Raw genomic sequence first — 21076 nt, 5'->3', positions numbered from 1 at the left:
ATAAAATTGGTATTCAAAGCGGCATTTAGCATTAGCATCTACTTTACGAGATACTCCATGAGCAAAGATATTCACGATTCACGAATTCTCATTTTAGACTTTGGTTCACAATACACTCAACTAATCGCGCGCCGTATACGCGAAATTGGTGTTTACTGTGAACTGTGGGCATGGGATGTGACTGAAGAGCAAATCCGCGAGTTTAACCCACAAGGTATCATTCTTTCTGGTGGCCCAGAATCAACAACACTTGAAAACAGCCCGCGCGCTCCTGAGTATGTATTTAATGCAGGCGTGCCTGTGCTAGGTATTTGCTACGGTATGCAAACAATGGCAGCTCAACTTGGCGGAAGTGTCCACAGCTCTGATAAAAAAGAGTTTGGTTACGCACAAGTAGAAAAAGTAGGCAGCTGTGCATTATTTGATGCAATTGAAGACAGCATTACCGATGGCGGCAACGGCATACTCGACGTATGGATGAGCCATGGCGACAAAGTAATGGATATTCCAGCTGGTTTTGCAACAACAGCTAAAACATCTACTTGTCCACATGCTGCAATGTCTAACGAAGAAAAACGTTTTTACGGTGTACAGTTTCACCCAGAAGTAACACATACGCATCAAGGTCAGCGCTTATTAGAGCGTTTTGCTATTGATATTTGTGGCTGTGAAAAATTGTGGACTGCTGCAAAAATTATCGATGATGCTATCGAGCGTATTAAAGAAACAGTTGGCGATGACGAAGTTATTTTAGGCCTCTCTGGTGGTGTTGATTCATCGGTTGTGGCTATGCTTATTCACCGTGCAATTGGCGAAAGGCTAACATGTGTATTTGTTGATAATGGGTTACTTCGTTTAAACGAAGGCCAACAAGTAATGGACATGTTTGGTAATAAATTTGGCTTAAACATTGTTAAAGTTGAAGCTGAAGAGCAGTTTTTAAATGATCTAGCGGGTAAATCAGACCCAGAAGATAAACGTAAAGCCATTGGTCACACGTTTATTAATGTGTTTGATGAGCAAGCCAAAAAGCTTAAAAATGCAAAATGGTTAGCGCAAGGTACAATTTACCCAGATGTAATTGAATCAGCGGCATCTGCTACAGGCAAAGCGCATGTTATTAAATCTCACCACAATGTGGGCGGATTACCAGATGACATGAAAATGGGCCTTGTTGAGCCATTACGTGAATTATTCAAAGATGAAGTACGTAAAATTGGCCTAGAACTAGGTTTACCGTACGACATGCTTTACCGTCATCCTTTCCCTGGACCAGGTTTAGGTGTGCGTGTACTTGGCGAAATCAAAAAAGAATACTGTGATTTATTACGCCGCGCCGATGCGATTTTCATCGAAGAGCTACACAAAGCAGAGCTTTACCATAAAGTAAGCCAAGCGTTTACTGTATTCTTACCGGTTAAATCGGTAGGGGTTATGGGCGATGCACGTAAGTACGATTGGGTTGTATCACTTCGTTGTGTGGAAACAATCGACTTTATGACAGCGCGCTGGTCACATTTACCGTATGAGTTCTTAGGTGTGGTTTCAAACCGTATCATTAACGAAATTGATGGTATTTCTCGTGTTGTTTACGATATTTCAGGTAAACCACCTGCAACTATCGAATGGGAATAATTTTTAGGCCTGAAATATCTGGCATTAATAAGCATTAAATCTTAATTAAGTCCGTGTAATTGCGGACTTTTTTTGTTTTTATTCGGAACATCACTGAATAAATGCTGAGACACTTTTTTCTATAATTCAAAATGTAATGTCAGAGCCTTTCGATTGCGCATGAAGATATTATATAGCGTGGTTGTTCATTAAGTGGCGCATTTGCTCAGTAATCCAATCTGTTAATTTATTGTTTGGGCTATCGAGTCGTTTTACTATGCCTATTTCAATTAATTGTTCCGTTAAGAAGTCGGCTTGAGCTATTTTTATTTGTTCAAAAAACCAATGCGCCTTGGCGATATGCTCAGGCACGATGGCCCAGCCTTGATTCTGCGTTACCAATTCACAAATCAAATAATAACTGTCTAAATCCCAATGATCAGGGCTTAGGGCATTTTCACGGTTTTCTCCTGAGCGGTTGCAGAGTACGAACTGACGATATTGTTGTAGTTGCGCAAGAGTCAATACATCTTCTTTAGCGAGAACGTGCTTTTTACCGACAATCAGGATTTTTCTAAAATACCCTAGAGAATGTAAGGATAATTTGGTTGGCAAAGCACTGTTGCTAATCATAAAACCAATGTCAGCATTTTGATTAACAATCGCATTGGTAATGTCGTCTTGTGAGCCATTGGTAATAACCAAATGAGTATTAGGAAACAAATCGCCTACTTGAGAAAAAATAGAGTGGATGGTTTCCAGTGGCAAGGCTTCATCGAGGGCTATTCGTAACGAAATTGGCTCTTTGTTTGCAGCTGTAAGTGCTCTTGAATCTAATCGAAGGCATTGGTTAAGCACAGCTCGCGCTTCGGGAAGCATCTCTTTACCCAGAGGCGTTAATACGGGGAATTTAGAGCTGCGATCAAATAACTCAAACCCTAAATCCAATTCTAAATTGGCTATGGCGCTACTAATTCGCGATTGTGCCTTTTGTAATTGCCTTGCCGCTGCAGAAAAAGAACCCTGCTCGGCGGCGGTAACAAAAGCCAGTAATTGATCCAATGTCCAATTCATTCCTATCTCCTAAACGGCCATTTAGCGGCTAGTTAACCTTTTCAATCCATCCTTTAAGCGGATGGTAACTAACTTTCTTATATCTCAAATAAATATATTATGCCTGCATTATTACCTTCTGGATATTTAAGTGCAAGCTGCCCAACAAGTTCAACCGTCACAATCAGTCGCAGGCATGTTTTGGCGTTTTGCCATTCCTTCCATCGTCGCTATGTTAGTCAGTGGTCTATATCAGATCATTGATGGTTTCTTCGTTGGTCACTATGTTGGTGCAAACGGACTTGCAGGTATCAACATGGCAATTCCATTGCTTGGTTTAATCATGGGCTTTGGTTTGCTTGTTGGTATGGGAGGCGGCAGCGTATTGTCTAAATATCGTGGCGAGAATAACCTCGTAGCCACTCAAGCAACACTCATCACAGCGCTTTTCTTGATTATTTTGATCGGCTTATTGGCCACAGTTGTGTTTATCGTTTTTGGTCCGAGTCTGCTCAATATTCAAGGTGCGAGCGGCGTAACCTTAGAGAAGAGTTGGGGGTATGTGCAGATCATGTCGTTCGGGGCGCTTATTTCGGTTGGTGCCAGTGCTATGCCGATGTTAGTTCGAAACGACGATAGTCCAAACTTTGCGACGGTCTTCATTATTGTTGGTGCCTTGACTAATACTGTCTTGGACTATGTTTTCTTAGGCCATCTTGATATGGGACTAAAAGGCGCTGCTATTGCTACCTTAATTGCTCAATTAGCCACTTGTATATTGTGTTTACGTTACTTTATGTCGTCAAAAGCTAAAACCAAACTATCGTTTAAACAACTTGATAAGCTCATCGCAATTCGTATCGTGCAATTAGGGTCGTCAAACTTAATTATGTTTATCTACTTCAGCTTCGTCATGACGTTCCATAACATGCAATTTATGGCCTACGGAGGCAATACGCAGTTAGCCGCTTTCGCGATTGTTGGCTACTTAGCTAGCTGTTACTACTTCTTCGCTGAAGGCTTAGTGAGCGGGTTGCAGCCACCAGTGAGTTACTACTTAGGCGCCAAGCAATACAAACGCATTAGCGAAACCGTAATACTGGCTTTTTCTGTTACCGTTGGGTCCGGTATAGCTTTGGTAATACTGTTTAACGCTTTTCCAGAAGTTTTTATTAGCATATTTACCACAGGTAATGATGGATTATTTGAAGCAAGCAAAAACGGTATTCGTTTACACTTAATGGCATTATTTTTAGATGGCTTCTTATTCATGGCGTCCATCTACTTCGTCGCCGTTGGTAAAAGCGGACAAGCCTTGTTTGTTTCCGTCGGCAATATGTTGATACAGTTTCCTTTCCTATTCATCTTGCCTAAATATCTAGGTATCGATGGTGTTTGGTTAGCCGTCCCTTTATCTAACATTGCCTTCGCATTGATCGTACTACCGATGCTATTAAGCAACCTGAAAGGTTTCATGTACATGCATAAACAACAAAGTTTCGCTTAAGAAATAATAAGAAAAAAATAGTAAGGATATTGTCATATCGACGAGCGTTAAATAACTTTGGGGCAAAAGCGAGTTATGAGTTTTAACAACAAAAATATGCACCACTTACTATGACTTGATACGCTTTAAAAGTGGATAATAAATTGAGTATGAAAAGTGAACAGAATTGAACTTAACCGCGCTTACTACTGAAGAGAAGCATGGGCTTCGTTGTTATATGGTCGAACCCTCAGTCTGGGCCAAAGCTGAGCTAAAACGTCGACGAGTAGCATAAAAGTAAAAATGCTGAGCATGGATATATATAAAGGCTTATCCTAGTTTAGGTAAGTGACTATAAAAACGGCGGATTAGCATGCTAATTCGCCGTTTTGTTTATTTAAAAAGCAGTTAAACTAAAAGTGTGATTTTTCTCTTTACCTTTGGCGAAACTTCTCTATAATTCGTCGTCATTGCAGGGGCGTAGTTCCAATTGGTAGAACAGCGGTCTCCAAAACCGATGGTTGGGAGTTCGAGTCTCTCCGCCCCTGCCATTTCTTCTTTACATCGTATTTATTAATTCTTATATTACCTTACTTACTAATTTCATCGAGTCGTTATGCATTCACGGTACGCAGCTGTTTTTGGTATTGAAAACCTCGAATTAAATAAACACTTTAAACCAGCCGATAAATTTCCAGCGGATAGCCTTCCTGCAGATAATCTTTTAATAGATAGTGTTGCGGCAAGTAGTCATGCTCCTGATACTGCATCAAAAAACAATGTACTTGAGCCTATAGTGCTTTGTGAACAATTATTTGCAGATATTAAACGTGCAGCATTACCAATTGCTATTAACAGCGTTGTACAAAGCGCTGAGATGCAATTAAATGACGATCAGCTAGTACTTACAACACCACAGCTCAGCACGGCCGATAAGCGCGCTTTATGGGCTTTAATGAGTGAACACCTTGATAAACTTTAAACCAGTAGACGAAACCGCAATACCTCAATTAATGGCAATAGAAACAGCATGCCATAGCCATCCGTGGACGTTAAATACAATGAGTTCGTGTTTAGGTGGGCGCTATTTTAATGTAGCCGCGTTTGAAAATGAGACTATGGTTGGTTTTTATATTGGTGAAAAAGCAGGTCCTGATTTTACGCTTATGGATATTTGCGTAACACCAAGTTATCAAGGCAAGGGCATTGCTAAGCAGTTGTTAGCTCAGTTTATTGAATACGGTGAGCAACAAAACGCTGAAAACTTATTTTTAGAGGTACGCGAATCTAACACGCGAGCAATTGCGCTGTATGAGTACGCTGGCTTTATAGAAATGTCAGTGCGTAAAAACTACTACCCAAGCGACAACCCAGCTAAAAATGGCTTTGAAGATGCCATTTTAATGGGGATGGCATTAAGTTTAGGTTTCCAATAACAGCGAGCATGTGTTGTTTATACTTGCTTATTATTTATAGAGTTTTCAATAGCGGTAATTAAGTCGGCTATAAGATCATCGCGAACTATTTTGTTATCACTTTTTAATGAATCTTCGAGTGCGCCTGCGCTGTGATAAATATCGTCAAAGTTAAAGCACCCAGCACTTCCTTTAATACTGTGGGCAACATTTCGTAGTGCTTCCCAGTCATCAGAACGTTGATATGTTTTTACTTCATCTAAGTAAGTCGGCAAATTAGCTAAGTAGTTGTCTGCAATTTGTTGGAATTTTTCACTTTTTAATAAGTTATCCCATTTATTTTGGTTATCTTTTTCAAGGTGTAAATAACTCACGAGTACGTTTTCTAATGCGTCTTTATCAATCGGCTTACCAAGTGCTTTATCACAACCAGCCTCTAAATAAGTGCCAATATCATGGTTCATTACGTTTGCGGTTAATGCGATGATAGGGCCGTCGTACGCAGCGTGGCGTAGCATTCTAGTTGCTTCTAACCCGCCCATAACTGGCATTTGCATATCCATAATAATTAACTGATAGTCGTTAACTAGCGCCATTTCTACTGCTTGTGCGCCATTACTTGCTATATCGGGTTCTAGGCCCCACGTTTGCAGAAGCAGTTTTATTAGTAATTGATTATCAGGGTTGTCTTCAGCCACTAAAATATTGGCATCAAAGTGGTTGGTTGCAAACGATAGTAGTGGATCTCTTTCTGGCGTTAATTGACTTTTATCTGTAAGTAATTGTAGTGCGGGTTTTCTGCCTGTTAAATGACACGACACGCTAATAGAAAACTTACTTCCTTTACCTATTTCACTTTTTAGTACTACGTCACCACCGAGTAGTTGCGCCAAGTTTTTGGAAATACATAAACCAAGCCCTGTACCGCCAAATCGACGGGTAGTCGTTGCATCAGCTTGCTCAAATGGTTTAAATACACGCTTTATTTGATTTTCAGACATTCCGATGCCGGTGTCTGTGACAACAAATTCAAGCATTTTTCTTTTTTGATGAAAGTGTACGCAAATAGAAACGCTGCCTTGCTCTGTAAATTTAACTGCATTATTCGCAACGTTAATTAATATTTGTTTTAAACGCGTAATATCACTGTATATGGTACGAGGCAGTGGTAATTCATAGTTTATATTTAAAGTAAGCTGTTTCTCTTTTGCTAAGGGTTCAATAATAGATTCAATATCATGTACGAGCTGTACTACATTGATAGGCGCTTGATCTACTGCAAGCTTTTCGGCCTCAATTTTAGATAAGTCCAAAATGTTATTGATTAGTTCTAGCAAGTGTTTTGAATTTCGTAAAATAGTACTGAGGTGCTGTTTATCGTTCGCTATTTTATCGTTGTGTAGTAATTGTTCTGTAAAGCCCATAATAGCAGTGAGCGGTGTACGTATTTCGTGACTCATATTTGCTAAAAAACGACTTTTAAGTTGATTCGCTTGTTCAGCTTGAGCAATCGCCAGCTCTAGTTGGCTGTTCATTGCTTCAAGTGCTTTGGTACGGCTTTCTACTTTATCTTCTAAGTGATGTTTATAATCTTCCAGCTGTTGTTGGTAGTGTCTTATCTGGTTAACCATGTGATTAAAATCGTTAAATAAAATGCCTACTTCATCATTTGTATGCGCAGGTAAATTCACCGATAAATCACCATCCCCAACGCGGTGGCTTGCTGCACCTAATAACTCGATAGGGTTGAGTAGTAAGTTACGCACAACCACAAAAATTAATATAGGCAGGGTGATCACCGAAATAAGAACAATTAAGCCTGTTATTAAACTAATAGCCTTACCAGATTGATAAAGTACAGCTTTAGGAATAGTAGAAACATAATAATAACCGCCACTCATTTGCACCGCAAAAATCATGCGCTCTATTTTATCTATACTTGATAGTTCGATAGTCGACAAGGTGCCAATATCAGCTAAATCATGTATTCGGTTTAGTTCGTATTCGCTAATGTATTGGCCGCGCATACTGTAATCGGAACTAAATAAAATTTTACCATCTTTGGTGAGTAGTAAATTAAGTGTATTGTTATAAGGCGCCTCTAAAATACTGGTATTGAGTATTGAAGGCTCAACATGGACAACGATAAAGCCTAACTGTTGAGGGCGTTTTAAATAGTAGTCAACACTATAAATTCGCTGAATAAAATACAAACTGGTTGTTCCGTCTGATTTTTGATCCATGAACTGTTGCTGGCTTAAATTACTTTGCAGTACTTTATTTAAAAAGGGATAGCTTTTAGGGGCTGTAGTCAGATTGTTTGAATAATAAGCGTCGCTTTTTCCGCTTGCAGAGACTAAATTAATACTGACTATATCTGGGTAGGCTTCGCTATAACTGGCAAATACATCCATTAAGGCACCTAGTTGGCGTGTATAACTGCCATTAGCTCGTACATCATTTGCTAAAAAGTCACTCAGTACAGGAGAAGTCGAGAGCAGCTTTGTAGTTGAGTGAAAAGAGTCTATATAGTTAAATACTTTTTGTTGTTGTTGCTCAACAAAACGACTCATTATTAGATCGGCTTGTTTTTGAGTGGAGTTAGTTACATTCGTGAGCGTGAAGCCCCCTAAAAATAATAGAGGCAATATAACAAGCGGCGTTATATACCATAATAATCGAATGCTTAACTTACTGGTTTTCATGACCAAACTACTTATCCTCCATGCAATTTATCAATAATATGCGTAACCGCTATATTACACAAGCCTGTAGGTGTCTTGATGGCTAATTTCTGTAACCAACCAAAGAAACTTACGTAAAATAATAAGGGGATGGGGAGGCGAGCTTTGCATTTTATTTTAGAACTCAACAGCCTTTAATAAAAAGATCAGTTAATAACTAACCATTGATTGTTTATAAGGCCAAGATCAGCGAAAATAGTCTTCAATTACGATTAACATAACGGATCGCATGTGAAGAGCCAATTTAGGGCTTTTCTGATGGTGTGTTGAGCTTTCGAGGTTGCTTTATACCAATTTTATTAAAAACATGATCATTCTAGCGTATTGAATAACTCACTAACTAGGTTAAAAAATTATTCATAGAGAACAACTCTATGTGATAATTTTCGCCTTGTTATTACACTATTTACTTATCGCTATAATAGATCACTAATTTAATGCAATTGTTATTATTTAAGCCTTGAAAGCTCAGCATACTTAAAGTGGATAATATCCGTATACAAACTAAAAGAACTTTTTAATGGCAGATCAAAATCTCCTTAGCGAAATTAATAAACGACGAACCTTTGCTATCATCTCTCACCCAGATGCTGGTAAAACAACCATCACCGAAAAAGTATTGTTATTCGGACAAGCTATTCAACGAGCTGGTACTGTAAAAGGCCGTGGTTCTAACCAGCATGCTAAGTCTGACTGGATGGAAATGGAAAAAGAGCGTGGTATATCTGTTACTACCTCTGTAATGCAGTTTCCATATAACAACGCACTTGTTAACTTACTTGATACTCCAGGGCACGAAGACTTCTCTGAAGATACTTACCGCACATTAACAGCGGTAGATTCGTGTTTAATGGTTATTGATGCAGCAAAAGGTGTAGAAGACCGTACCCGCAAGTTAATGGAAGTTACACGCCTGCGTACCACACCTATTGTTACCTTTATGAACAAATGTGATCGTGATATTCGCGACCCAATGGAAGTGCTGGACGAAGTTGAAACAGAGCTAAATATTGCTTGTGCCCCCATCACTTGGCCAATTGGCTGTGGTAAAGAGTTCAAAGGTGTTTACCACATTCATAATGACGAAGCTGTTTTATACAAAACAGGTCAGGGTCATAAGATTCAAGAAGTTCGTACCATTAAAGGTCTTGATAACCCAGAGCTTGATATTGCCATTGGTGAAGATTTAGCTGCGCAATTACGCGATGAGCTTGAGCTTGTTATTGGCGCATCAAACGAATTTGATTTAGATCGGTTTTTAGCCGGTGAACTTTCGCCAGTTTATTACGGTACAGCACTTGGTAACTTTGGTGTTGACCACGTGTTAGATGGTTTAACTAAATGGGCGCCAACGCCATTACCACGCGAAACCGAAGACAGACTTATTGTTGCAACTGAAGAAAACTTTACTGGTTTTGTATTTAAAATTCAGGCCAACATGGATCCAAAGCACCGTGACCGTATTGCATTTATGCGTATTGTATCGGGTAAGTACAGCCAAGGCATGAAAATGAATCACGTGCGAATTGGCAAGCAAGTGAGCATTTCTGATGCGGTAACCTTTATGGCGGGCGACCGCGAGCGCGCAGCTGACGCTTACGCCGGCGACATTATTGGTTTGCATAACCACGGAACTATTCAAATTGGTGATACATTCACGCAAGGCGAAAAACTTAAATTTAGTGGTATCCCTAACTTTGCGCCTGAATTATTCCGCCGTATTCGTCTTCGCGATCCGCTTAAGCAAAAGCAATTATTAAAAGGCTTAGTGCAGCTTTCTGAAGAAGGTGCTGTGCAAGTATTTAGACCGCTTATAAACAACGATTTAATTGTGGGCGCGGTAGGTGTACTTCAGTTTGATGTAGTTGTAGCGCGCTTAAAAGCCGAATATAACGTAGATGCTATTTACGAAGGTGTAAACGTAAATACAGCGCGTTGGGTAAGTAGCGATGATGTGAAAAAGTTTGAAGACTTTAAGCGCAAGTGCGAAAGTAATTTAGCACTCGATGGCGGTGATAACTTAACTTACATTGCGCCTAGCCGTGTAAATCTTAACTTATCGGTAGAGCGCTACCCTGAAGTAACGTTTAGCCATACACGCGAAAACTAGAATCGACTGACTACAGTTAACTGAAAGTCTGCTTTGGCGGGCTTACAAAGGTAAAAAATATGAATATTCGTACTATTTTAATCGAAAAAGCCGTTGCAGCTATGGTTGGTGCAGGCTTACCTGAAGATACAAACCCGGCAGTAACGCAAAGCACGCGTCCACAATTTGGTGATTACCAAATTAATGCAGCAATGGGCGCGGCTAAAAAAATGAAAAGCAACCCACGTGAGCTTGCGCAAAAAATTATAGATAACCTTGATGTAAGCGATATTGCTCAAAAGACTGAAATTGCAGGCCCAGGTTTTATTAATATTCATTTAAAGCCTGAGTTTTTAGCGCAAAGCGTACAAGCCGCTAACAGTGATGCAAAGCTTGCTGTAAATGAGCATGCTAATCCACAAAAAGTGGTTGTTGATTACTCATCACCAAACCTAGCTAAAGAAATGCACGTAGGCCATTTACGTTCAACCATTATTGGTGACTCAATTGTGCGTGCGCTTGAATTTAGAGGCGATACGGTTGTACGTCAAAATCACATGGGTGATTGGGGCACGCAATTTGGTATGTTAATCGCGCATTTAGAAGATCAAATTAGCCAAGGTGTTGATTTAGATTCTGTAGCACTTGCTGATTTAGAAACCTTTTATCGCGATGCTAAAAAACGTTTTGACGATGAAGAAGGCTTTGCAGATAAAGCACGTGACTATGTTGTTAAACTACAAGGCGGCGATACGCACTGTGAAAAGCTTTGGAAACTATTTATAGCCACCTCAGTTAAACACTCTGAAGAAGTATACAAGCGCTTAAATGTAACGCTTACTCAAGCCGATATTATGGCTGAAAGCGCATATAACGCAGAGCTTAACGATATTATTAGCCTACTTAAAGATAAAAATATTGCCGTTGAGTCGCAAGGCGCGCAAGTGGTATTTTTAGATGAGCTTGCCAACAAAGATGGCGAGCCATCAGCGTTTATCGTACAAAAATCTGGCGGTGGTTTTTTATATGCAACAACAGATTTAGCTGCATGTGACTACCGTTCAAATAAATTAGGTGCTGATCGCATCTTAATTTTTGTAGATGCACGTCAAAATCTACACTTTAACCAAGTAGAGCTAACAGCGCGTAAAGCTGGTTTATTACGAGACGAAACAAGCTACGAGTTTTGCCCGTTTGGCACCATGATGGGCGCCGATAACAAACCATTTAAAACACGTACTGGCGGCACAGTAAAACTTGCTGATTTATTAGAAGAGTCAATTAACCGTGCAGCCGCAAAACTAGCTGAACGTGAGTCTGATTTAAGTGATAACGATCGCAGCGAGATTGCCCGTAAAGTAGGTATTGGTGCAGTTAAATACGCCGATCTTTCTAAGCATCGCACCAGCGATTACATTTTTAACTGGGACAGCATGCTAAGCTTTGAAGGTGCAACCGCTCCTTACTTACAATATGCTTATACACGTATACGCAGTATTTTCCGTAAATCAGGCGTTGATGCAACTACATTAAATTCAGATGTTGCAATTGTTGAGCCTCAAGAAAAAGCACTAGCACTTAAGCTACTACAGCTTGAAGAAGTCCTTGATTTAATGATCAACGAAGCAACACCGCACGTACTATGTGGTTACTTATATGAGTTAGCAAGCTTATACATGACATTTTACGAAGCCTGCCCAGTACTTAAAGAAGGCGTAGAGCCAAGCGTGCGCGATAGCCGTTTAGTGTTGTGTAATTTGGTTTCAAGAACATTAGAAACGGGATTAGATTTGCTAGGCATTGAAGTCATGGAGCAAATGTAATCTGCTGCGTGTAGTTCGCTTTAGCTGCGTTGGTAAAACTATTTAGCCTAAGTCACATACAAACCGTATGCTCCTTGGCATAAATAGTTTTACCGCCTTGCTAGCACTCCTACACTTGCAGATATCTGAGTTGTGTAGTTTACGTTGTAGGTTGGGTTGAGTGAAACGAAACCCAACGATACACCTGAATCTTAATATTTGTTACTGCTCAACATCTAATGTTTTAAGCTCGCTACTCTAAGCTCTTTTCTAAGGCTTTATTTAAAGGATTTGTTATGAAACTCGAAGATATCCGCCGTGAATACCTGCAAGACGCGTTAAGCGAAGATAACTTGCAAGATGATCCGTTTAAGCAGTTTGAAACATGGCTTAAGCATGCAGTAGCAAGCCAATTACCTGATCCAACAGCGATGGTTGTAGCAACTGTTGATGAAACCGGTCAACCTTCACAGCGCATAGTGCTTTTAAAGCATTTGGATGATAACGGCTTTGTGTTTTTTACCAATACAGGTTCGCGTAAAGCGCAAGAGCTTAAAGGTAATAACAAAATTTCCTTGCATTTTCCGTGGCATCACATGGAGCGCCAAGTTATTGTTTATGGCGAGGCTAAACCATTACCAACTTCTGCTGTGGCAAAGTACTTTTTATCTCGTCCTAAAGAAAGCCAATTAGCCGCGTGGGCATCAGCGCAAAGTCGTCCGGTGTCATCACGTAAAGTACTAATGGAAACCTTTGCCAATATGAAAAACAAGTTTGCTAAAGGTGAAATTCCACTTCCCGATTTTTGGGGCGGATATTGTGTAGTGCCCACTAAAATTGAGTTTTGGCAAGGTGGAGCGCATCGTTTGCATGACCGCTTTATATATCAGCGCCAAGCAGATAATAGCTGGCAAATTACGCGCTTAAATCCTTAATAAATAGATGAGTAAGTAACTGTGCAATTTATTGACTCTCATTGCCATCTCGATTTTAGTGAGTTTGATTCAAATCGTGAATCTCTCATAAGAGAGTGTGTAGCAAAGGGAGTTAATCAGTTTATTGTGCCAGGCATTACCCTTGCTCAATCGCATGCCCTCATAGAGCTCAAAGCAACCTATCCAAGTATAAAAATAGCGGCAGGGCTACACCCTTATTTTTTAGAGCAACATAAAGAATCGCACATAGAAGCATTATTTGAGTTTGCAACTACAAATACGCATCAGCTGGTGGCCATTGGTGAGTGTGGGCTTGATAGAAGTATTGAAAACCTATCCAAACAAACTTATTTATTTGAACAGCAAATAGAGCTATCAAACGAGCTTAACTTGCCGCTCATTGTGCATCATAGGCAAAGCCATGATTTAATTGCGCAATCGTTTAAACGTTGTAAGCCAAAAAATGGGGGAGTGATTCATGCATTTTCAGGTTCAATCCAACAAGCGCAGTACTATATCAAACAGGGCTTTAAGCTAGGAGTAGGTGGTGTTATTACCTATGAGCGCGCAGTAAAAACACGCGCCGTTATTGCTGCTATCGAGCCAGAAAATTTAGTGCTAGAAACAGATTCTCCCTCAATGCCTTTAAGCGGCTATCAAGGTGAAGTTAACACGCCATTGCATATACCCGATGTATTTAATGCATTGTGTGATTTAAAGCCACACAGTAAGAGAGAGACGCTTGCTAAGCTACTTTATGATTCTTGCTCAGATGTTTTTTGCATGTAGCGATTAACCTGCCAACGTTTTAAGCCTCGCCCTAATTGCCACGTGAAAATGCAGGCAATCACTAGCATTAAAAGTACTTGGCGACCTAAATCATGAAAATGATTATGACTGTCGGCAATTGCTGCTCGTGTTAAATACGTAACTGACACAAACCCAAGTGGACGATCATCATCACTTATCACAGGCTCTACAAAGGGGGTTTTTAATTTGCTAATACCTGGTGTTGAATCAGGAAGTTGGCCAAAAATATGATGCGATTGCCAGTTATCGCTACTGGCTATTAAAATACCTTGTTGATCGTAAATAGTTGCCGAAAGTACAAATTCATCTTTGCTTATATCGTTACAAATTGTATTTAGCTGTGGTTTGTTTTTTTCGATTAAAGGTGTTTTTACATTCAAAGCCATAAACTTAGTCAAACTTTTTGCAGTGCTATCGGCACTATCATAAAGCAGTTGGTGGCTTTGGAAACTGCTACTAACAGCAACCCAACTTAGCAACACAAAACAGGCAGCCGCAAGTAACAGGCGCACAAGCCGCTTTCTTTGAGAAGCCGATATAGGATTTTTAAGATGGTTATTTTTCATAGTCACCGTATATGCTGCTGACAGGATTTTGATTTGATGTTACAACTAGCACTATAACCTTAAACCTCACCTGATGGCGAATTTAGCGCTAATAATACCTACATCAATTAGTTTATATCAGGAAAATAAAAATAAATACGGAGATCTCATGGCGCAAACGAGCATGGCACAGTTTAATACTGAGCAATCATTATCAATGTTAACTTTAAATCAATGGTTTAGTTATCAGGATTGTATTTTTTTACCGCTTAATAATGTTCCAAATAAACAGCTGGGATTATTTAGTATCGCATTTGCAGGTGACTTTAACACAAGCCATGTGACTAGCATTATTGATTTTTTAGCTAAGCATAACCAAATAGTTACAGCTATATGTCAGTACCAACCTGATTTAGGGCTAGCCCCCGCACTGTGCTTTTATACGCAAAATGCAGAGCAAGCTATAAACCCGTTAGAGCTTCAAACGTTTTCAAGTACGCTTGATTTCCAGTTAGTGCAAGTAGCCACACCTCCTAACCTTTATGAGCCTGGTTTGTTGGTTATGGATATGGACTCAACGGCGATTACCATTGAATGTATTGATGAAATAGCGCGTTTGGCTAATGTGTATGACGAAGTAGCGTCGGTTACAGCACTCGCGATGGCAGGTAAACTCGACTTTAGCGAAAGCTTAAATCAACGTGTCGCTAAACTGGCTGGTATTGAAAAAAGCTTAATTGAGGAGCTTAAAAATACATTACCACTCATGCCAGGTATTAAAGTACTTTGCCAAATTTTAAAACAACATAACTGGTACTTAGCTATCGCATCTGGTGGTTTTGTACCGTTTGCAGAACGTGTACAAGCGCTTATTCATTTAGATGAAGTTCACGCTAATGTACTTGAATTTGAAGGCGATAAACTAACGGGTAAAGTACTGGGTACAATTGTAGATGCACAGCAAAAAGCGGTTGTTTTAGAGATGCTTCAGCAAAAGCTAGGACTTGAAAAAATACAAACGGTTGCTATCGGTGATGGTGCAAATGATTTAGTCATGATGGCTAAAGCGGGTCTAGGTGTTGCCGTACATGGTAAACCTAAGGTAGTTGAGCAGGCACAAGCTGCTATTTGCCAAGGATCATTACTACAGCTTTTATATATGTTGGCTATTCCGTTGGGAGAAGAGCCTACTTTTTAAATAGATTAGGTTAAACCGGTTAACGTAAGCGGTTTAACCAAATAAGTTTACGACGTCCCATTTGCTCAATTTGTTGTTGATTGAGGTCTAGGTGGCTAAGCGCTTCTTCAGTAATATCTACTACGTCACCTACGCCTGCTACAGACCATAATGCTTTTTCCAAATCTTTTGCTTTATGCATAGCGTATTGGCTTACATATTTTAATTCGTTAGATAAGTAATCGGTATCAGGACGTCCCGTACGTGATAAATATAAACGCATCACAAAAATTAGATCCGATTTAATACCTTGGCTAATTTGTTTCTCAAAGCCGCTGTAGTCTTCACCTAGAACACATTGGCTTGTAATAGCCTCTTTGATATCTCCTTTGCGGGGATCAAAATTAATAGCGATTGTAAATGCCAGAGGAGGATCTTGGCGGCTTCTATCTTTAATATGCGGCGAAATTACATTAATTATTTGCTCATCGGTCAATATACTAGATAAGTCTGTTTTATTACTCAGCAGCCCAAAGTTTTGTAAAATCACATGTAACGGGCTAGCGTATAAACCAAAACCAATGGCTCCCGTTTTAAAATGAGCAGCTTCTTTATGTAAGTATAATGGAAATTGACATACGCTTTTTGTAACCATGTTTCTAAGCGCGGTAGATAAGCCTTCTACTTTAGGTGCTTCTTCAGATACTTTAAGTTTGTCTTTGTTGTTTTCAATTAACTGAGTGAAAAAGGTAACGCCAGCATGAGGGAAGTCAGATACCCGACTTGCTTTTAAGTTAATGGTAGTAAACGATTTACCAATTGCCATTACTTCATATTTTAATTCACTAAGTTGGTGCTTTTTAGTTATTTTTTGCAAGTCAGGAAATGATAATAAAATAATGTCACCTTTTTTAAAGGTGATGGGTTGCTCGCACTCAAGTTGTAAGCCCATTACAGAAAAGTCACGCGTGTAGCCACTAAAGGTAATGTCACCTAAGGTTACTTTTGCTGCTGTTTTATATAGATAGCGCTTATGCGAACGTAAATTTACATATTCAAGTGCAACAATATCTAAATAAGGTGGTGTTTGATGTTTAGCATGACCAAAATGTTTAAGCTGATTAACAAGTGCTTTATCATAATTTAATTTTTTATACTGCTCTTGTTCTACAGCATTACCAATACTTGTTAAAACAACAATGTACTTTACATCTTTTACTAGCCCTTCAACGCGAGGCGAAGGCGGCTTATTAAGCTTTTCAATGTTTTCACCAGCACTATTGGGTAAAGAAAGTGGAATGTACGAATCGTCTGGGTGAGTAGGCATGATTTGAAGTTTAAAACATTGCCAACTTTCTTTTTGACTGCCAAAACTTAAAAATAAACTGCTCAACTCAGGCGTTTTTTCAAGTTCACTACGTGTTGCAGAATAATAGTAAATTTTACCTGAGGATACATGCGTAAAAGTATATAGATAATCTTCTTTAACGGCCGTTGTTTGCGTTAGCAATTGGGTTATACGCTGGTGATTGAGTACATTGTACAAGCAAGGGATTGCTCTTTCGTCAGTAAAATAGCGCTGAATAAAAATATTATTTTCTGTTGTTAAGCTCAAGCTTGGGTAATAGTGATCATCTTTTTTGCTTAAAAATACATATAAAGAAGTTACTCGCGGAATGTAATATTGCTCATAGCCTTTTGAAACGACAGCATCAAGAGTGTTATCAAGGTTGACTTTATAACGGCGTTTATTGCCATGAATAAAGCTCTTTAAAAAGCGATCAAATGCTTCATTATTTTCTACATAAGTACGCTTTAAACGAATGTGGTTGTATTCACGAGATATATTTTCCACAGCCACTACTTCGTATTGAATACCGTTTTTTAAGCCTAGCTCAAAGTCTTGCTCAAGCCCGACTAAACGCATTGCGATGAGTTGACCTTTCTTTAAAATATGGCGGGTAACGAGCTTTACTTTACAGCCACTAAGAGAAATGTCAGAGGTACTTGCCGCAATGTTTTTCTTGTCATCGTAGGCAATAGTGACTTTTATTGAGTAGTTCATCCGCTCTTCACGGCGACTCTCATAAGAGGCAAATTTAATGACATCGGTATCTAACGAGTCATTTAGTTCTGGTAATTCAGCCTTTTCTATAGCCTTTTTTTGTAACACACGATGATTATTCTCAGTATTCATTACTGCTTCGTAAACGGCTAACGTGTACTCACCATGTTGTTCTAAAGCTTTTTCAAAAACCTCAATGGCAGTATCATCCATAAAATGCTGTTTGCCATTGTGTTCATAGGGCTTTACATGTCCGGTAACTAAACCGCGTAAATCAACAAATCGGGCAACAGGCTGAGATAAGCGTGACATCTCCATTTTCATCAAAAATTGTTCAGGCTTTGTAAGCTCTGCCGTTTTTGATTTGAAAATCATGTCAAACTTGGTGTTACCTAAATATTGTTTTAGCTCATTCACGAGGTCTTCGTGTTTGAGCATTATGTCATCAGCCATTTATAAAACCATCACCGTCTAATTGAAAAAGTAGGTATACTGTTGAGTCTATTTATTAGAAAAAATAAACGTTAAACCATTCTATGTTATTAATATAGGTACGGTTATTTGAGTAACTACAGTTTAGCTCTTGTTATTATGTGTTAAATGCCATTTTGTTGGCAAGTTACTTTAAATTATTTCAAAGCAAAAAGTATGCCCTAAATTACAGGGAATAAAAACAGAATTGTATTTAATGATTGTGATGCTAGGTTTTTCACAGGTAAAAATCGTTGCTGAGAAAAAGCGTGGAATGGCAAGATAATCATTTAATAGTAAGCATTTTAAAAATTAAAGAATAGTAGGTAAGGTTATTAATGGCAAAAGCGGCAAAAGTAGAGTTTGTTTGTACTGAATGTGGCATGAACTACCAACGTTGGCAAGGTCAATGCCGCTGCGGTGCATGGAACACATTAGCAGAATTTAAACCTTCAGCAGGGCACAGTAAAAAAGCGGCAGTGCGAGCAAGTGTAGGCGGTTATGCTGGTGGTATTGGTGGCGGCTCTAAAAAAATTAATGACATTACTACAACAGAGGCTGAAAAACAGCTAACTGAAATCGGCGAACTCGATCGTGTATTAAGCGGTGGTGTCACAACTGGGTCGGTTAATATAATCTCTGGCGACCCTGGCGCTGGTAAAACTACATTGCTGTCTGATTTAGTGGCTAGGATGTCACAGCGTATGCCATCACTTTACTGTACGGCAGAGGAGTCTTTATCACAGTTTAAAAACAGGGTTAACCGTTTAAAGTTAAACTACAACCCTGATGAACTTTATTTACTTTCAGAAACAAGCGTTGAAACAATTATTGATGAGCTTGAGAAGAATAAAATTAAGTTTGCTGTAATCGACTCTATTCAAGCTGTTGTAACCGATACCGCTAATGGTAGCCCAGGCTCGCCTTCGCAAGTAAAGAGTGCCGCACAAGCATTGACTCAATATTGTAAGCAAAATGATGTAACCATGTTCATTATTGCTCATGTAAATAAGAATAACGAAATAGCTGGCCCGCAGACCTTGGTGCATATAGTGGATGCGCTTTTACATATTGACACCAACGATGGGCAAATTCGTACTTTGCGAGCCAATAAAAATCGCTTTGGTGATATTGATACTGTGGGCATTTTTAAAATGTGCGAACGCGGTATGTTAAGTGTTGATAACCCAAGCGAAATATTTTTATCGGGTTCAACCACCGATTCACCTGGGTCTACAATTACTTGTATTCGTAAAGGAAATCGTAATTTATTACTCGAAATTCAATGTTTAACCACCGAAACTGAGGCGGAATTTCCGCAGCGTGTTTGCGTTGGTTTAAATATGAATCGTATAAAAATGCTGACCGGTATATTGCGCAAGCACACTAAAACTAAAATATTTCACGATACGTTTTTCAATATAGTAGGTGGTTTAAGAATTGATGAATCAGAAACCTGTATTGATTTGGCGTTAGTTACCGCATTACTTAGTAGTTTAAATGAATTTGTTGTACCTCGTACCACGTGTATTATGGGGGAACTTAGCTTGAACGGCGATGTACGTCCAATTGATAGTGGTGTACCGCGCGTTAAAGAAGCAGCACAACATGGTTTTACTGAAATATTTATTCCATTTCGTAATTATCATAAATCCATGGAAGGGTTGGGTGCTAAAATTACCCCAGTAAAAACAGTGCATGAGTTACTTAGTTTAATTAACTAGCCAGCAAAAACGCTTAACCGGTAATGTTCATCAGTGTTACTCTTGAGTTAAGAGCATTTTATATTAAGAATTAAATAAGGAGATAACATGAAAAAATTAGTTATAGTTGCGGCTATTGTTGCAGCAGGTGTTGGTGGTGTAAGTTATGCAAATTACGTAGCAACACAAGAAGTGCGTGCAGAAGTAGATAAGCAACTTGCTTTAGTAAGTGAGCAAACGGGCGCTATATTTAAATATGCTGGTTTATCAGCAAGTGTTATTTCAAAAAGCGTAGAAATAACAAATATGGAAGTAATAAGCCCTGAGGGTGACAATGTTGCTAAGATTCAAAGTATTGAAATAACGGGTTACGATCCGGATAATATTTCGCCTCATACATCGTTTGATGTAAAAAGCTTCCAGTTTGATAAAGACTTTGCCGCAAAATTACCAGCAGATACGAACGAAATGTTAGCATCGGCAAGCTATGACTTACACTCATCGCTTGATTACGATGAACAGTCGGGCAACAGTGATGTGGTTGTTAAATTAGATGCAAAAGATATTGTTAGTTTTAATATGGATATGGGCTTAGCTAATTCAAAAGCATTAATGGATGCGTCATTGGCTATTAGTAAGGCGCAACAAGAAGCCGGTAATCAACCTCTGACTTACGAGCAAGAGTTACAGCAGCAAACACTTGTTATGCAAGCAATGAGCAAACTGGAGCCGCGCAATGTTAGTTTTGCCTTAAATAATCAAGGTAAGCTAAAAGATTTATTATCAAGTGAGCTTGAAAAGCAAGGCATGACGTTAGAGAAAATGGAACTTATGCTACAGCAGCAGTTACAACAAGCTCCCGTAACGCAAGACATAGCTGAGGCTTTAACTAGCTTTGCTAAAGGTTTGAATTCATTTAGCGTATCTGCAAAATTACCTGAAGGTAAAACCATGATGGAAGTTAATCAACACATTATGATGCTAGTAGGGCAACCTGAAGAGCTCGTTAAGTTTATTAATCTAGAAGTAAAAGGTGATTAATAATCGCGTTGAGCTGTCAGTGAAGCGAAAAGGTGTTGATAGTTCAATTTAAATGATTTAAGCGTGAGTTTTACTCGCGCTTTTTTGTGCCTTGAGGTTTTTATTTTAAACGGTGTTATTTAATAT

Annotated in this window: 15 protein-coding genes and 1 tRNA gene; 12 read left to right on the top strand and 4 right to left on the bottom strand. The window is 39.2% G+C overall.

All coding sequences use genetic code 11. The features are described 5' to 3' along the window. Window positions 1-57 precede the first annotated feature (57 nt). Complete coding sequence (gene guaA, locus P20495_RS06575) at window positions 58-1635, top strand: glutamine-hydrolyzing GMP synthase (protein WP_008137457.1); 1578 nt, start codon at window positions 58-60, stop codon at window positions 1633-1635. A 168-nt stretch (window positions 1636-1803) separates the two neighbouring features. Here the strand turns inward: guaA and P20495_RS06580 are convergent, their stop codons facing one another. Next, window positions 1804-2688, bottom strand: coding sequence for a LysR family transcriptional regulator (locus P20495_RS06580; RefSeq protein WP_008137456.1), 885 nt, complete (start codon window positions 2686-2688; stop codon window positions 1804-1806). A 130-nt stretch (window positions 2689-2818) separates the two neighbouring features. Here P20495_RS06580 and P20495_RS06585 point away from each other — a divergent pair, with 130 nt between their 5' ends. The 4 genes from P20495_RS06585 to rimI all read left to right on the top strand — a co-directional run bounded on the left by P20495_RS06585 (window position 2819) and on the right by rimI (window position 5589). Further along, window positions 2819-4174 (top strand): MATE family efflux transporter, encoded by a 1356-nt coding sequence (locus tag P20495_RS06585; protein WP_008137454.1) that lies wholly within the window; start codon window positions 2819-2821, stop codon window positions 4172-4174. A 453-nt stretch (window positions 4175-4627) separates the two neighbouring features. After that, a tRNA-Trp gene (locus P20495_RS06590) sits at window positions 4628-4704 on the top strand. A gap of 65 nt (window positions 4705-4769) precedes the next feature. Then, window positions 4770-5135 (top strand): hypothetical protein, encoded by a 366-nt coding sequence (locus P20495_RS06595; protein ID WP_008137451.1) that lies wholly within the window; start codon window positions 4770-4772, stop codon window positions 5133-5135. Then, window positions 5122-5589 (top strand): ribosomal protein S18-alanine N-acetyltransferase, encoded by a 468-nt coding sequence (gene rimI, locus P20495_RS06600; RefSeq protein ID WP_007377815.1) that lies wholly within the window; start codon window positions 5122-5124, stop codon window positions 5587-5589. The genes P20495_RS06595 and rimI overlap by 14 nt, the downstream gene beginning before the upstream one ends. A 17-nt stretch (window positions 5590-5606) precedes the next feature. Here the strand turns inward: rimI and P20495_RS06605 are convergent, their stop codons facing one another. Next, window positions 5607-8273, bottom strand: a complete 2667-nt coding sequence (locus P20495_RS06605; protein ID WP_008137449.1) for a hybrid sensor histidine kinase/response regulator — start codon at window positions 8271-8273, stop codon at window positions 5607-5609. 559 nt (window positions 8274-8832) lie between these two features. Between P20495_RS06605 and prfC the strand changes: the two genes are divergently transcribed. The 4 genes from prfC to P20495_RS06625 all read left to right on the top strand — a co-directional run bounded on the left by prfC (window position 8833) and on the right by P20495_RS06625 (window position 13927). After that, window positions 8833-10422 carry a peptide chain release factor 3 gene (prfC, locus tag P20495_RS06610; RefSeq protein WP_008137448.1) on the top strand — a complete coding sequence of 530 codons (1590 nt, stop codon included), beginning with the start codon at window positions 8833-8835 and terminating at the stop codon, window positions 10420-10422. Window positions 10423-10481: 59 nt separating this feature from the next. After that, window positions 10482-12224: an arginine--tRNA ligase gene (gene argS, locus P20495_RS06615; RefSeq protein WP_008137446.1), complete on the top strand. Its 1743-nt coding sequence runs from the start codon at window positions 10482-10484 to the stop codon at window positions 12222-12224. 275 nt (window positions 12225-12499) lie between these two features. Continuing rightward, the gene (gene pdxH / locus P20495_RS06620; RefSeq protein WP_008137444.1) at window positions 12500-13138 is read left to right on the top strand and encodes a pyridoxamine 5'-phosphate oxidase; all 639 of its coding nucleotides are present in this window, start codon (window positions 12500-12502) and stop codon (window positions 13136-13138) included. A gap of 21 nt (window positions 13139-13159) precedes the next feature. Beyond that, on the top strand, window positions 13160-13927 hold the full coding sequence (locus P20495_RS06625) for a TatD family hydrolase (RefSeq protein WP_008137441.1): 768 nt from the start codon (window positions 13160-13162) through the stop codon (window positions 13925-13927). Here P20495_RS06625 and P20495_RS06630 read toward each other — a convergent pair. Then, window positions 13894-14514 (bottom strand): AhpA/YtjB family protein, encoded by a 621-nt coding sequence (locus P20495_RS06630; RefSeq protein ID WP_008137440.1) that lies wholly within the window; start codon window positions 14512-14514, stop codon window positions 13894-13896. The two genes, P20495_RS06625 and P20495_RS06630, sit on opposite strands and share 34 nt — an antisense overlap. Before the next feature lie 148 nt (window positions 14515-14662). Between P20495_RS06630 and serB the strand changes: the two genes are divergently transcribed. Then, complete coding sequence (gene serB, locus P20495_RS06635; protein ID WP_008137438.1) at window positions 14663-15691, top strand: phosphoserine phosphatase SerB; 1029 nt, start codon at window positions 14663-14665, stop codon at window positions 15689-15691. A gap of 19 nt (window positions 15692-15710) precedes the next feature. On the opposite strand, the gene P20495_RS06640 is transcribed toward serB, so the two are convergent. Further along, window positions 15711-18188, bottom strand: a complete 2478-nt coding sequence (locus P20495_RS06640; RefSeq protein WP_008137436.1) for a PilZ domain-containing protein — start codon at window positions 18186-18188, stop codon at window positions 15711-15713. Window positions 18189-18544: 356 nt separating this feature from the next. On the opposite strand from P20495_RS06640, the gene radA reads away from it, so the two are divergent. Together radA and P20495_RS06650 are read left to right on the top strand one after the other, a co-directional pair. Further along, window positions 18545-19930, top strand: a complete 1386-nt coding sequence (gene radA / locus P20495_RS06645; protein ID WP_008137434.1) for a DNA repair protein RadA — start codon at window positions 18545-18547, stop codon at window positions 19928-19930. 87 nt (window positions 19931-20017) lie between these two features. Next, window positions 20018-20950 (top strand): hypothetical protein, encoded by a 933-nt coding sequence (locus tag P20495_RS06650; RefSeq protein WP_008137433.1) that lies wholly within the window; start codon window positions 20018-20020, stop codon window positions 20948-20950. Window positions 20951-21076 lie beyond the last annotated feature (126 nt).

Origin of the sequence: Pseudoalteromonas sp. BSi20495, from assembly GCF_000241185.1 — a bacterium.
Classification (GTDB): domain Bacteria; phylum Pseudomonadota; class Gammaproteobacteria; order Enterobacterales; family Alteromonadaceae; genus Pseudoalteromonas; species Pseudoalteromonas fuliginea.
The sequence above is the reverse complement of the archived record's forward strand: the minus strand, read 5'-3'. Positions and strand labels throughout refer to the sequence as shown.

Excerpts from the sequence above, each read along its gene's own strand:
- guaA (WP_008137457.1), top strand. The coding sequence starts at position 58 with ATGAGCAAAGATATTCACGATTCACGAATTCTCATTTTAGACTTTGGT.
- P20495_RS06580 (WP_008137456.1), bottom strand. The coding sequence starts at position 2,688 with ATGAATTGGACATTGGATCAATTACTGGCTTTTGTTACCGCCGCCGAG.
- P20495_RS06595 (WP_008137451.1), top strand. The coding sequence starts at position 4,770 with ATGCATTCACGGTACGCAGCTGTTTTTGGTATTGAAAACCTCGAATTA.
- P20495_RS06605 (WP_008137449.1), bottom strand. The coding sequence starts at position 8,273 with ATGAAAACCAGTAAGTTAAGCATTCGATTATTATGGTATATAACGCCG.
- prfC (WP_008137448.1), top strand. The coding sequence starts at position 8,833 with ATGGCAGATCAAAATCTCCTTAGCGAAATTAATAAACGACGAACCTTT.
- argS (WP_008137446.1), top strand. The coding sequence starts at position 10,482 with ATGAATATTCGTACTATTTTAATCGAAAAAGCCGTTGCAGCTATGGTT.
- pdxH (WP_008137444.1), top strand. The coding sequence starts at position 12,500 with ATGAAACTCGAAGATATCCGCCGTGAATACCTGCAAGACGCGTTAAGC.
- P20495_RS06630 (WP_008137440.1), bottom strand. The coding sequence starts at position 14,514 with ATGAAAAATAACCATCTTAAAAATCCTATATCGGCTTCTCAAAGAAAG.
- serB (WP_008137438.1), top strand. The coding sequence starts at position 14,663 with ATGGCGCAAACGAGCATGGCACAGTTTAATACTGAGCAATCATTATCA.
- P20495_RS06640 (WP_008137436.1), bottom strand. The coding sequence starts at position 18,188 with ATGGCTGATGACATAATGCTCAAACACGAAGACCTCGTGAATGAGCTA.
- radA (WP_008137434.1), top strand. The coding sequence starts at position 18,545 with ATGGCAAAAGCGGCAAAAGTAGAGTTTGTTTGTACTGAATGTGGCATG.
- P20495_RS06650 (WP_008137433.1), top strand. The coding sequence starts at position 20,018 with ATGAAAAAATTAGTTATAGTTGCGGCTATTGTTGCAGCAGGTGTTGGT.